Genomic DNA, 13,200 nt, shown 5'->3' with positions numbered 1-13,200 from the left:
TAATCGAACCGTGGAGAACCATCATGCACCCGAAAAATGCGTGGTACGTCGCTTGCACAGCGGATGAAGTCGCCGACAAGCCTCTGGGCCGGCAGATCTGCAACGAAAAGATGGTGTTCTATCGCGACCAGAACCAGCAGGTCGTTGCCGTCGAAGACTTCTGCCCGCATCGCGGCGCCCCGCTCTCGCTGGGCTATGTCGAGAACGGCCAGCTGGTGTGTGGTTACCACGGGCTGGTCATGGGCGGCGACGGCAAGACTGTTTCGATGCCCGGCCAGCGTGTTCGAGGCTTCCCTTGCAACAAGACCTTCGCGGCGGTCGAGCGCTACGGCTTCATCTGGGTCTGGCCAGGTGACCGGGAAAAAGCCGACCCGGCGCTCATTCATCATCTGGAGTGGGCCGTAAGCGACGAATGGGCCTACGGCGGCGGGCTGTTTCATATCCAGTGCGACTACCGCCTGATGATCGACAACCTGATGGACCTCACCCACGAAACCTACGTGCATGCTTCCAGCATCGGCCAGAAGGAAATCGACGAGGCCGCGCCTGTCACGACGGTCGAAGGCGAAGAAGTGGTCACCGCCCGGCACATGGAAAACATCATGCCGCCGCCGTTCTGGCAGATGGCACTGCGTGGCAACAACCTGGCCGATGACGTGCCGGTCGATCGCTGGCAGATCTGCCGCTTCACGCCGCCCAGCCATGTGCTGATCGAAGTCGGCGTCGCCCATGCGGGCAAAGGCGGCTATGACGCGCCCAAAGAGTTCAAGGCGTCGAGCATCGTCGTCGACTTCATCACCCCCGAGACCGACACGTCCATCTGGTACTTCTGGGGCATGGCGCGCAACTTCAATCCGGCCGACGAAGCGCTGACCGCCAGCATCCGTGAAGGCCAGGGCAAGATCTTCACCGAAGACCTGGAAATGCTTGAGCGCCAGCAACAGAACCTGCTCAAACACCCGCATCGCAACCTGCTCAAGCTCAATATCGACGCCGGTGGCGTGCAGTCACGCAAGATTCTGGAGCGGCTGATCGCTGCCGAGCAGGCCGGTCCCGGCGAGCAGATTCCCGTGATGGCAACAAAATGACCGGCCATTGCCCGTCGAAACACCAAGACAACAATCAGAAGTGACCCATGCCGCGGTCACCCGAGGACCTACCATGATCGACGTGACGGTGTTATCACGTAACGATGAAGCACTGGATATCTGCAGCTTTGAACTGGTGCGAGCGGACGGAGCGCTGTTGCCGCCGTTTACCGCAGGCGCGCACATTGACGTGCACCTGCCGGACGGGCTGATCCGCCAGTACTCGCTGTGCAATGCCCCGAACGAGCGTCACCGCTACCTGATCGGCGTCCTCAACGACCCGGCTTCGCGTGGTGGCTCGCGCAGCCTGCATCAACAGATTCAGACTGGCGCACCGTTGCGCATCAGCGAACCGCGCAACCTGTTCCCGCTGGCTGAAAACAGCCGGCGCACGCTGCTGTTCGCCGGCGGTATCGGCATCACGCCGATCCTGTGCATGGCCGAACAGCTTACGCTGGAGGCTGCCGATTTCGAGCTGCATTACTGCGTGCGTTCCGCCGAGCGCGGCGCCTTTATCGAGCGCCTGAAGCATTCCGCATTTGCAGAGCGCATCACACTGCACTTCGATGAGCAGCCGGACACCGCGCTGGAGGCTGCCAAAGTGCTCGCCAACCCACAGCCCGATACCCATCTGTACGTGTGCGGGCCAGGCGGTTTCATGCAATACATCCTCGACAGCGCGCGGGCCGCTGGCTGGTCCGAGGACACTCTGCACCGCGAGTACTTTTCCGCAGAGCCGGTAGACACCAGCAACGACGGCAGTTTTTCAATCGAGATCGCCAGCACCGGCCAGGTCATCGCCATTCCGGCCAACAAGACGGTCGCTCAGGTACTCGAAAGCCACGGTATCGATATTCCGCTGTCGTGCGAGCAAGGTGTCTGTGGCACCTGCCTGACGCGGGTGTTGAAAGGCATTCCGGATCATCGCGATCTGTTTCTGACCGAAGACGAGCAGGCGCTCAACGATCAGTTCACGCCCTGCTGCTCACGTTCGAAGACGCCCGTGCTGGTGCTCGACATCTGATCAGTCCGGGCGCTGAATGACCTTCATGCGTTCGTTCTGCCCGGCGCCGAAGATTTCCGCATAACGCAAGGTGGCATTGGCATGCTCGCGCATGATCGCCTCGGCGCGAGCGCCCTGCCCGTTGACCAGCGCATCCACCACGGCGTGATGCTGCATATGGGCGAAATTGAACCGCCGGTATTCGCGAATCAGGTTGTCGCGATCCACGGCCAGCGCGGTTACCGAGGCAAAAGGCAGATGGTCGTTGCGTGACAGCGCATCGGCAATGGCGCGATTGCCGCTGCCCTCGACGATCACGCGATGCAGACGCATGTTCATGTCGTGATAGACCTCCAGGTCATCTTCAGTGACATGGCCTTTTTCGAACAGCGCATCACCCTGCACCAGACAGGCCTCAAGCTCGTCGCGCGCCTCTTGGGTCACGCCGCGCTCAGCCATTTGCCGCGCCGCAAGCCCCTCAAGGACGCCGCGTACATCCACCGCGCCGGCGATTTCCATCGGGCTGATCGAGCGCACCTGAAATCCACGCCCGCCAAACGGCACCAGCAGCCCCTCCTGCTCCAGCGTGCGGAACGCCATGCGCACCGGCATGCGCGAAACACCGAACAGCTCGGCGGTCGGCACCTCCATCAGGCGCTCGCCGGCAGCCAGCTCGCCAGATGCAATCATCTTGCGCAACGCAACAAGGACGGTCTGCCCGGGTTTGCTCATCAAAAGGCTTCCGTGGGGATCAAAGAAGGCATCTTACCCCACGCGCGCCCGAGTGAATTGCCCACATGCAATCGATCAGAGGGGGCACGAGATGGCGTAACCGAAGGTGCGCTCTTCATCGGGTATTTCAATCCACGCCAGCGTCTCTGCAAAACTGATCGGCGGGCTGTAAAAGTAGCCCTGCACCATCGTACAACCCAGGGTGGTCAAAGCATTCAACTCATCCTGCGTTTCTACGCCTTCGATCACGCAGCCCAGGGACATGTCCAGACTCAAGGCAACCAGTGATTTGACGATCTTGTAGCTGGCCGGGTTGTTGTGCACCCCGGTGACAAAGCTGCGGTCGATCTTCAGCTTGGTCAGCGCCAGCGCGTGCAACTGACTGAGGCTGGAGAAACCGGTCCCAAAGTCATCCAGCGAGATACCGCAACCCAGCTTGCGGAACTGGGTAATGGCCTGCTGCACCTGAGCAATATCCTGCATCACCGCCGTTTCGGTGATCTCCAGATCGAGCCGCGACGCATCGAAGCCGCTGTTTTTGATGATCTCGACAATTCGGCTGACACTTTCCAGAGACGCACAGTCGTGCGCGGACAGATTGAACGACAGCCTGACGGGCGCAGGCCAGGACAGGGCCATGTGCAGCGAGCGGGTCAGCAAGGGCGCAGTCAGCTTGTTGATCATGCCGATGCGCTCGGCGATCGGGATGAAATGCGCCGGCGATACTGCCCCCAGTTCAGGGCTGTTCCAGCGCGCCAGTGCCTCGAAAGCCACCGTTTCGCGCGTGCAGCTTTCAATGATCGGCTGAAACAATACGTGAAACTCGGTTTCCAGATTGGCGCGCCGCAAGGCCTGTTCGGTAACGCCGTCGGCATGCAATTGCTCACGATGGCTGGCGGAGAACAGGCAGGTGGTGCCGGGGTTATGGTTCTTGCCCTGATACAGCGCGTAGTCGGCAAACTCGAACAGCTGGGTCGCGTTATCCGCCGTGGCCGGGTACGTCGCCAGGCCCAGTGTCGCGCCAATCTGGATCGGCATGTCCGACAGCTCGAAACTCTCGTGCATGAGGTCACACAGTTGCTTGCCAAACGCCAGCAACGCGGCGCTGTCCATGTCACCCTTGATCACCAGCGCAAACTCGTCACCGCCCAGTCGCGATACATGCACCTTGTCACTAGAGGCGCTGGTCAGGCGTTCAGCAACCAGCATCAACAGACGGTCGCCGATTCGATGACCATACAGGTCATTGACCGGCTTGAACCCGTCCAGGTCCAACACGCCCACTGCCAGCCCGCTACGCTGCGCCATTGCCTCGGTCATCGCAGCATCCAGGGTCTGAAAGAACTGCCGACGATTGGGCAGGCCCGTCAGGCTGTCCTGATTGGCCAGCAGCAGGTTCTCGTTACTCAGTTGCTCGGTCTTTACCTGCACATTCACCAGGCTGGTGAAATCGCGGTACTGGTAATGAAGAATGATCAGCATGCCGATCGACACCAGCACGATATTCACCGCTGTGGCGATAAAGGTAATGTTGTAGGTCGAGGCGAAGAAGATGACGAAGGCGGTGTTGACGACCAGCGCGGTGGTCAGCGCTGCGGGCCGCAAGTGCATCATGCAGAAGATGCAGACAATTACCGTAATGCCCATAAAAAACGCGACATGTGCCTGGGAATAGGCATCGCCATAGGGGTAAAGCGACAGGGACCAGGCGGCAAACCCGGCCGCTATCACGCCCGCCAGGCCATGGGTTCCACGCAGCGTGGCCAGAATGATCGCCGGAGCGGGTGGCGGCCGGTTTACCGTGCGCAACCATTTGCGTGCACGGACAGCACAGATAATCGTGAGCAGCGACGGAACCAGCAGCGTCAACCACATCGGGGCTGTTCGCCAATGGGTGAACGCCAACGCCCAGGTATTGACCAGCAGCACGAAGTACATCAACGGCAGTTGTCGGGACAACGCAACGTATTGGGCCTGCAACAACCTGGGGTTATCAGCGGGCACAGACATCAGGGCACGCAAGGCACCCGGTAGTTTTTTCAGCATCGCAAGGCTTCTCTGTTACCACAGTCAAAGCACACGTGGCTTGCTGCTCATCATGCGAACCGGACAGCTAATTGTCGGTTCGCTTGTCAGGCTCTCGGCGGATGTGATTAATTCTTTACGGTAAAACCGAGCCGTGCATCGGTTTAATTGAAAAAATCCGCCGGTCACTTTCCCCCTGCGCGCGCCTGGATTAATGACGCTTGTACACCTTTCAAGCGTCCGCTACGGATAAAGGGCATTAACGTGCCGATCTTCCATTTGCAGGCGACCATGCTGATGGCTGGCGGTATTGAAGCAGCGAAAGTCGATGAGCAGTTTCTGTCGGCCAGCAGCCTCTCAGGCTTGACGCAGTCACTCCATCAGTTCGCCGCCACCTGCGCCCGGTCGGCCTGCATGACCAATGCTTTTAGCGAAGCGTCGAACTGTTTCAAGGCATTCACCTGCAAATCACGCTGCTGATCGATTTGTGCAGCGATCTCCGGAGCGGCCTTGCCTTGCACCCAGACCGAGGTCATTTCCCGAACCACCTCACCTTCAGCCTTGCCGATGTATTGCAGGTCGTTGTCATAGAAGCGTGCCATGAACCGCGCTTCGACCTGACTGTTGCGCTTGCTCACCAGACGATTGTAAGTGTCGAGCATGACCACCACGTCCGGCCGCGCCTGCATCAGCGCATCGAGATTGTCGTAAACGGTTACCGAGGCGAACTCTTTCTTTGATGAACCCACCAGCCAGTCGGTCGCAAGTTGAGGGTCCGAGCTGTTGATGAATGCATTGCGGATACGCGCATCGAGTGCGCCATTGCTGCCGCTCCTGAGTGCAACCGAATGGTAGTTGTTCAAATACTGAAGGTTGCTGAGAGTATTTTCGCTGTACAGCACGCCCACCGACTGAGTGTGTTGCAGGCTCGCGGCGCTGTCGACGACGGGCATGAAATGGCAGGACTGTTCGGAGACCGGGGAGACGGCAGCATTGACGGGGGCAGTGAACACAATGCTGGTGCTGAACACGGCAGCAAACGTCAACAGATTGAACATTCTCATCGCGTCGTCTCCCTTTGGAGCAGGTGGCTATGGCGCCATCCTCCTCCTTTGCCGGAAAAACAGAACTTGCCTTGCTTGATGATGACTATCGACTGAATGAATGATAGTTGATGTCACTGCGTTGCAAGGTTTTTCGCTTCAATTTTCATCCGCCCTGACGGCCGCACGAATGGCTTTGAGCAGCATCCGGCACGCCGGGTTGTCATTGTCGGTGCGCCAGACCAAGTGCAACTCGCTCTGCACGCCCTCGCCCAGGTCAATGTCACGAAACACGACGTCCTTGAACACCACATTGGTTGCGCAACGCGGTACCAATGCCAGCCCCATGCCGGCGTTGACCAGCGCCAGAATAGTCAGTGACGATCCAAGCCATTGGACATACTCCGGTGCAACTTGTGCGGAACGAAACATACCGGTCAGCAGTTCGTTGAACGGTGGATACGCCGAATGCGAATACATCAGGAACGGCGCGCCATCCAGATCGGCAACCGCCACCGAATCGGCATGCGCCAACCGATGATTGCTCGGGACGGCCAGCACAAAAGGCTCGCGAACCAGGCATTCGCTCTCGTAACCCGGCTGAAACAGTGGCGCTCGCACGATACCGAGGTCAATGCGCCGCGCCCTGAGTGCTTCGTGCTGCTGATAGGTGTTCATTTCAGTCAGGGAAATCTTCACCTGCGGCTGCTTGAGGCGCGCCTCGGCGATCACCCTGGGCAGAAACTCATACACCGCGCTGCCGACAAAACTGATGGTCACCGAGCCAATGTCACCCTCGGCAAAGCGCCGCGCGGAAATCGCCGCCTGCTGCGCGCGCTCCAGCAGGGTCTGCGCCTCGATGAAAAAAGCCCTGCCCGCGGCAGTCAGGGCCACACTGCGGGTACTGCGGGTGAATAGCTCGACGCCCAGATTGTGCTCCAGTATCTGAATCTGCCGACTCAACGGCGGCTGCGTCATGTTGAGCCGTTCGGCGGCACGGCGGAAATTCAGCTCCGTGGCCACCGTGGTGAAGCAACGCAGTTGGGAAAGCTCGAACATTGATCCACTCCCGGTATCAATCAAGTCACAAACTGGATTGGACAGGAATAATACACCCACTCATGATCGACTCATCCCCAAAAAAACAATGAATGGGAGTCGCCTCTTGAATACCGTCCCTGGTACTACGGACGTCACGGTGCTTGCCCGTGCGGCCGCCAAGGTGAAACGCCACGTGCTGCCGCTGTTCGTGGTGATGTTCATCGTCAATTACATCGACCGGGTCAATATCGGTTTTGTACGCAGCCATCTGGAAACCGATCTGGGCATCGGCGCAGCAGCTTACGGGCTGGGTGCCGGATTGTTCTTTGTCGGTTACGCACTGTTCGAAGTCCCCTCCAACATGCTCTTGCAGCGCTACGGCGCCCGCGCCTGGCTGACCCGCATCATGTTCACCTGGGGCGCGGCCGCGATGGCCATGGCGTTCGTGCAAGGCGAAACAAGTTTCTACGTGCTGCGCTTCATTCTGGGCGCTGCCGAAGCCGGTTTCTTCCCCGGCATCATCTATTACTTCACCCAGTGGCTACCCTCCAGTGATCGCGGCAAGGCCATGGCGCTGTTTCTCAGCGGTTCGGCGATAGCGTCGGTTATTTCCGGACCGGTGTCCGGCGCCCTGCTCGGCATCGAGGGCCTGAACCTGCATGGCTGGCAATGGATGTTTCTGATCGAAGGCTTCGCGTCGATCGTGCTCTGCGGTTTCGTCTGGTTCTGGCTGCAATCACATCCTCATGAAGCCCGCTGGCTCAGTGACGAAGAAAAAACCGCGCTCAGCACCGCCATCGCCGAAGAGCAACGGCTGCGCGAAGCTTCACAAACCGTCAGACCCTCGGTCTTCCGACTGTTGGCGGACCGGCAGATCCTGCTGTTCTGCTTCATCTACTTTTCCGTGGCACTGACCATCTACGGCGCCACCTTCTGGCTGCCGAGCATGATCCGCAAGATGGGCAGCTTCAGCGATCTCGAGGTCGGGTTGTTCAATTCGATCCCGTGGATCATCTCCATCGTGGCCATGTACGGCTTTGCAGCACTGGCGGCACGCTTCAAGCACCAACAGGCCTGGGTGGCGGTCACGCTGGTCATCGCCGCAGCCGGCATGTTCATGTCCACCGTGGGCGGTCCGGTGTTCGCCTTTGTCGCCATCTGCTTCGCGGCAATCGGTTTCAAGGCCGCCTCTGCGCTGTTCTGGCCAATCCCTCAGGGCTATCTGGATGCACGCATTGCCGCTGCGGTCATTGCGCTGATCAACTCCATCGGCAACCTGGGCGGCTTCGTCGCGCCCACCACGTTCGGCTTTCTGGAACAGACCACCGGTTCGATTCAAGGCGGTCTGTATGGACTGGCAGCGACATCGCTGCTGGCTGCGGTGGTGATCTTCTTCGCCCGCACTACGCCACGAGGTGACCGCGGCCGCCCGTCCAGGGCTGAGCGGCCCGCAGCGCTCAGCCCTGCCGTCACCGGCACCCCTTCCAGCCTCAAACCCTGACTTCCGGGAGACCGCCCTTTGAAAATCATCCGTGTAACCGTGACCCCTATCGCCTTTCGCGACCCGCCGCTGCTCAACGCCAGTGGTATTCACGAACCCTTTGCCCTGCGCTCGATCATCGAGGTGGAAAGCGACAACGGCTACATCGGCCTCGGTGAAAGCTATGGTGATGCCCCCGCACTGGCGATTCAGCAACAGGTGCAGAACCAACTGATCGGGCTCGACCCGTTCAACCTCAATCAGCTGCGCAGCATCGTGCAGGCGACCGTGGCGGCGCATAAGCCTGCCAGCCTGGCCGGTGCCGAACTGGCGCCGGGCTCACACGCCAGCAAGGCGGTCAGCAATGCTTATTCTGCGTTCGAAGTGGCGTTTCTGGACCTGCAGGCACGTTCCATGAACCTGCCACTGGTGGACCTGCTCGGCGGTGCCATTCGTGACCAGATACCCTTCAGCGCTTACCTGTTCTTCAAATACGCGCAGCATGCCGATGCCCCTTACGCGCCCGACAGCTGGGGTGAAGCGCTCAGCGAAGAGCAGATCGTCGCCCAGGCTCGGCGCATGATCGAAGCCTATGGCTTCAAAAGCATCAAGCTCAAGGCCGGTGCGCTGCAGCCGGAACACGAGGTGTCGTGCATCAAGGCGCTGAAAAAAGCCTTCCCCGGTTATCCGCTGCGCATCGATCCCAACGGCAACTGGTCGCTGGAGACCTCGATTCGCATGGCCGAACTGCTGGGCGATGACCTGCAATATTACGAAGACCCGACGCCGGGCCTCGACGGCATGTCCGAATTGCACAAACGCACCGGCCTGCCGCTGGCGACCAACATGGTGGTGACCGATTTCGACGAGTTCCGCCGCAGCGTGGCCCTCGACAGCGTGCAGATCGTGCTCGCCGACCACCATTACTGGGGCGGCCTGCGCGACACTCAGGCGCTGGCGAAGATGTGCGACACCTTTGGCCTGGGCGTGTCGATGCACTCCAACTCGCATCTGGGTATCAGCCTCATGGCCATGGCCCACGTCGCAGCGTCGGTGCCCAATCTGGACTACGCCTGCGACACGCACTACCCGTGGCAGGAGCCGGACGAGGAAGTCATCAAGGGCGGCAAACTGCCGATTGTCGACGGCTGTGTCAGCATCACCCGCGCACCCGGTCTTGGGCTGGAACTGGACCATGACCAGCTCGGCAAGCTCAACGACCAGTACCACAGCTGTGGAATCCGGCAGCGCGATGACGTGAAGCAGATGCAAAAGTACAAGCCGGACTGGAAGGCGGTCAAACCGAGGTACTGAAGCCGTCCGGCCCGGCTTAATAGGCCTGCTGAGCAGGCGCGGTCTTCTGGTAGACACCCGGTGGATCCTGCCGGGTGCGGCCACGGACCAAGGCTTCGGGGTTGCTGCCCAAGTAATCGGTGAGGACCCTTACCGAGCGGGCCATGCGCTGAACCTCATCCATTGTCCGGTCGATCTGTTGACGCACAGGCGAGTCCTCGGCGAGCGCTGCGCCGGCAATGTCCATCGTGCTTCGGGATTGCAGCAGAACGCCGTGCAGTTCAGGGATCACTTGTGCGTCGAAAAGCCTGAAAGTCTTCTGCGCCTCGCCAAGGCTGCCATTCAGGTTGCCGGCGATCTCCTGCACCGGCACTTTGCCGACCTTGTCGATGATCTGCTGTACCTGCTCCTGCATCTTTTCAAGCTCCCCCGGCACGGTCGGGATTATCAGCGGCTGCGCACTGACATCGAACGGTACCGGCGTAGCGTTGGCGATAAAACCCAGCGAAATATACAGTTGTCCGGTCAGCAGACTCTCGCTGCGAGGCTGTGCACGCAGGCCCCGCTTGACGAAGTCGGCTATCAACTGCGCCGTACGTGCATCGTCGGTAACGCCCAATGTCTTTACGATTTTTTCATTGGCCATCCCCAGACGATCCGGGTAAATCACTGCCCCGACAATACAGAATGACAAAAAACCGCTATCTTGAGCGGTTTTTCATACCTTAACCAAGTGCTTCATGTGCAATGTGAGTTATCTTTGCCCACTAGCGGCGCTCCGGATAGCTTCACAGGCAGAGAGTAGCTTCGATAAAGCTCTTTGGTTGGCAACTGACAGGGCAATATCGGGTAGGGTATTCTTTCTACCGAGGCCATTGAACACATCTTCAAGCAAGGCAAAGCTTCAACATACATGGCTAGTCAAGCATCGCATGACCCGCAAATTAGCGTTGATTTAATATTTTTAAAGCATGGATTTAAAGAGAAAATGTCCTAATTTTTGCCTTATCTCGGCATTCCCGCCGCCCACGCGGCACGGGAGTCTGTCTTCCGTCAGTAGTGCTTACCGTACGATTTTCTACGAATTCTGCGGGCTCTCCTGATTGATTTTTGTGGAATAACGGCATCTTGCCGCCAATAAGCCGTCAGGCTTTTCTAAGGATTGAGGAAGTTTGATGAATGCTTTAATGGTAGCCATCTGTATTACGTGGGCTGGGTTTTCCTTTCTGTTTTACCGAGGGCTCTATCACAGGCATGTTCGTCATGCCGCGTATGCCGAGTTTGCACGTGCCACGTTCACTGCAGTGCAAGCGCATTTCCCCGAGTTGAAATCAAAAAGCTCAAGCCTCGTTATCGACAAAGGCTTTGGGGTTAAAAATGACGAAGCTTGGCAAGAGGCGCTTCATACTTTCATCTCGCATCGAGTCGTTTCTGAGCTGAGCCCCAGAATCAGAGGGTCTTTGAAGGCTTCACCGAGTGCCAGCAAGGATTTCTCTACGTTGACCGTCAACTTAGTGCTCACATTGGTCGCGCATCAGAGCATGCCTGCTACCTATAACCTCACCGAAGCTATCGCCTCGATTGAGGAGCCCGAGGACCCGTTTGCATTTTTATCCGGAACTCCAAAATGCAAGCCGCAGAAAGAGGTATTGACCCGCTTGGCGGTTGCTGTATTAGCAGTCGGACTTATGGGAGGGACCTCACCTTCTAATGCAGCCAGCGGAGAAGCCTTTTCTCCTCTATCGGCCTGCAGCGCGCTTGCCGATATCGACGGTTTTCAGCCAAACAAAAGCGGCTATGTTGAGCTTTACGACGGCATTTTCTCTTGCGCTACACCTTACAAGGAACTGGGAAACCAGGCACTGCCTAACAACATTGCTCTGTATGGCAGAGGGAATGCAAGAGAAGTCACCCGTGTAAAATTGATGCTTAACGTCAATGCGTCCTCACATGGAGCCCAAGACGCCAAGCTTTTGGCGAGCCTCTGCACGCAGATGATTACCAACGTCACGGGGAATCCGGCTTCCGGTCTTGAACAGAAAATTGCTCAGGGCAAGCCTTTCAGGCAGCCTTTTCACGGCTATAGAGTTTACCTAGATAGAACCTTATGGGGAACAGGGAAAGGCTACGAGCTTAACTGCGGTATTGCTACGCAGAATAATAAGGAGTAAGTGGTGTTATCTATTATGTTCAGCGGGCTCCCGCACGGAATAAGCCCACGGTGGTGGATTGTTACAGCCGTAGTAACTGCGTTAGGAGTGAACGTTTTTGCGGCAAGCTGGATCTCCGGTTTGATGCTGATATGTCTTGCCATTTTGATCAGCCCCCCAGCCTACGACCGCTTGCTGGTCGCCCTCAAAGTCGGGGATCCGCTCCACTTACGGGTACTGATCGTCCTGATAGGGCTGACTGCGTCTACGTATGTGCTGAACATTCACACCTCGCATACAGAGGATCAGCGCGTCGCTGCAGCCAAAGCAGAACAGGATCGTACGGATCAACTTGAACGTGAAGCCAGCGCAGCAGCTGCTCAAGCAAAGATCGAGAGCACCCGGCAGTTCTACGTAACCAACAAATCTTCGATATTGCAAGAAATTGCTACTGCGCTGAACTCGAGAGACGTTAATAAAGCTACCACCATCAACGCCAGATATGCCTCGGTTATCACGGATCCAGAGTACCTGGCACTGCAGCAGAAGCTGGCGACGCTCGTTGATGAGATAGCTCTGGCTAAGCGTGAGCAAGAGCGTAAGGACACTATTGCGGGGCTGCTTAAAGATCTCAAAACTTTGGACGCCGCCGATTACACCAAAGCGATTTCACTTTACACCTCACTTCTTCAGCTTGAACCAGCCAATAAGGCCTACCAGCAAAATCTTGAACGCTTCAAGAAAGCTGAAGCGTCACGTCAGGCGAAAATCGACGCGGACCAACAGGCCGCAGCGGCACGTTCTTCACGCACCAAACAGATCGAAAGCCAGTTCAGCCAATGGGATGGTTCGCACCGAACATTTGAGAGGCTGATCAAACAGGCTATGAACGATCCCGACAGCTATGACCACGTGGATACCCGCTACGTAGATAAAGGAAAATTTATCCGGGTCTACTGCACGTTTAGAGGTAAAAACGCCTTTGGAGGTACTGTTAAAAATACCCGGGTAGCGGACTTTGACATCAATGGTAATTTCTTGCGGGAGGTCGAATAGGTGCAGCCTATTCTCCTGCGAGTTCACCCGCTGCGTCAGGCATTGTTTCACCGGCCCTGCAGCGGGTAACAGTCAGTTCAACTGTGCCTTTGCCGCAAACTGGGGAGACGGTAGCACCTCATCCTCCGATGGCCGGCGCTTCCGTGCAGAAGGTCGGGGCCAGAGCACAGGCACATTAACACTAAGTGAGGCAACGAACCGGGACGGCTGTTCTATAACCACATCTCCGACTAATACGCACCACTCAGCACTCGTGTGGTGAAGGTCGGTGTGCATGACTCGACCTACG

General features: G+C 57.9%; 10 protein-coding genes and 3 pseudogenes. 8 read left to right on the top strand and 5 right to left on the bottom strand.

Features of this window, described 5'->3' with window-relative positions:
- Positions 1 to 23 precede the first annotated feature (23 nt).
- A complete protein-coding gene (locus tag LIX91_RS21860; protein WP_003344931.1) occupies positions 24 to 1,088 on the top strand; it encodes an aromatic ring-hydroxylating oxygenase subunit alpha in 1,065 nt (354 codons plus the stop codon).
- Between the two features lie 73 nt (positions 1,089 to 1,161).
- A complete protein-coding gene (locus tag LIX91_RS21855; protein ID WP_103696900.1) occupies positions 1,162 to 2,112 on the top strand; it encodes a PDR/VanB family oxidoreductase in 951 nt (316 codons plus the stop codon).
- Here the strand turns inward: LIX91_RS21855 and LIX91_RS21850 are convergent, their stop codons facing one another.
- Complete coding sequence (locus tag LIX91_RS21850; RefSeq protein WP_003416800.1) at positions 2,113 to 2,823, bottom strand: GntR family transcriptional regulator; 711 nt, start codon at positions 2,821 to 2,823, stop codon at positions 2,113 to 2,115.
- Positions 2,824 to 2,898: 75 nt separating this feature from the next.
- The gene (locus LIX91_RS21845; RefSeq protein WP_226489129.1) at positions 2,899 to 4,869 is read right to left on the bottom strand and encodes a putative bifunctional diguanylate cyclase/phosphodiesterase; all 1,971 of its coding nucleotides are present in this window, start codon (positions 4,867 to 4,869) and stop codon (positions 2,899 to 2,901) included.
- Positions 4,870 to 5,100: 231 nt separating this feature from the next.
- Here LIX91_RS21845 and LIX91_RS25655 point away from each other — a divergent pair.
- A pseudogene (locus LIX91_RS25655) lies at positions 5,101 to 5,202 on the top strand (nucleoside hydrolase); the annotation flags it as partial.
- A 26-nt stretch (positions 5,203 to 5,228) separates the two neighbouring features.
- Here the strand turns inward: LIX91_RS25655 and LIX91_RS21840 are convergent.
- Positions 5,229 to 5,912, bottom strand: coding sequence for an ATPase (locus tag LIX91_RS21840; protein ID WP_226489128.1), 684 nt, complete (start codon positions 5,910 to 5,912; stop codon positions 5,229 to 5,231).
- 138 nt (positions 5,913 to 6,050) lie between these two features.
- Entirely contained in the window at positions 6,051 to 6,950 is a 900-nt protein-coding gene (locus tag LIX91_RS21835; protein ID WP_100071803.1) for a LysR substrate-binding domain-containing protein, read from the bottom strand.
- Positions 6,951 to 7,089: 139 nt separating this feature from the next.
- Here LIX91_RS21835 and LIX91_RS21830 point away from each other — a divergent pair, with 139 nt between their 5' ends.
- Both LIX91_RS21830 and LIX91_RS21825 read left to right on the top strand, forming a co-directional pair.
- Positions 7,090 to 8,433: an MFS transporter gene (locus LIX91_RS21830; RefSeq protein ID WP_024960947.1), complete on the top strand. Its 1,344-nt coding sequence runs from the start codon at positions 7,090 to 7,092 to the stop codon at positions 8,431 to 8,433.
- A gap of 18 nt (positions 8,434 to 8,451) precedes the next feature.
- The gene (locus tag LIX91_RS21825; RefSeq protein ID WP_226489127.1) at positions 8,452 to 9,726 is read left to right on the top strand and encodes a glucarate dehydratase family protein; all 1,275 of its coding nucleotides are present in this window, start codon (positions 8,452 to 8,454) and stop codon (positions 9,724 to 9,726) included.
- Between the two features lie 16 nt (positions 9,727 to 9,742).
- Here LIX91_RS21825 and LIX91_RS21820 read toward each other — a convergent pair.
- Positions 9,743 to 10,387 (bottom strand): annotated as a pseudogene (locus LIX91_RS21820) (mammalian cell entry protein); the annotation flags it as partial.
- A 493-nt stretch (positions 10,388 to 10,880) separates the two neighbouring features.
- Between LIX91_RS21820 and LIX91_RS21815 the strand changes: the two are divergent.
- The 3 genes and pseudogenes from LIX91_RS21815 to LIX91_RS21805 all read left to right on the top strand — a co-directional run.
- A complete protein-coding gene (locus tag LIX91_RS21815; RefSeq protein ID WP_226489125.1) occupies positions 10,881 to 11,876 on the top strand; it encodes a hypothetical protein in 996 nt (331 codons plus the stop codon).
- A gap of 3 nt (positions 11,877 to 11,879) precedes the next feature.
- A complete protein-coding gene (locus LIX91_RS21810) occupies positions 11,880 to 12,911 on the top strand; it encodes a hypothetical protein (protein WP_024664368.1) in 1,032 nt (343 codons plus the stop codon).
- Positions 12,912 to 12,978: 67 nt separating this feature from the next.
- Positions 12,979 to 13,142 (top strand): annotated as a pseudogene (locus LIX91_RS21805) (Tn3 family transposase); the annotation flags it as partial.
- Positions 13,143 to 13,200 lie beyond the last annotated feature (58 nt).

The organism is Pseudomonas sp. B20 (genome assembly GCF_020515755.1).
Taxonomy (GTDB): Bacteria; Pseudomonadota; Gammaproteobacteria; order Pseudomonadales; family Pseudomonadaceae; genus Aquipseudomonas; species Aquipseudomonas syringae.
The sequence above is the reverse complement of the archived record's forward strand: the minus strand, read 5'-3'. Positions and strand labels throughout refer to the sequence as shown.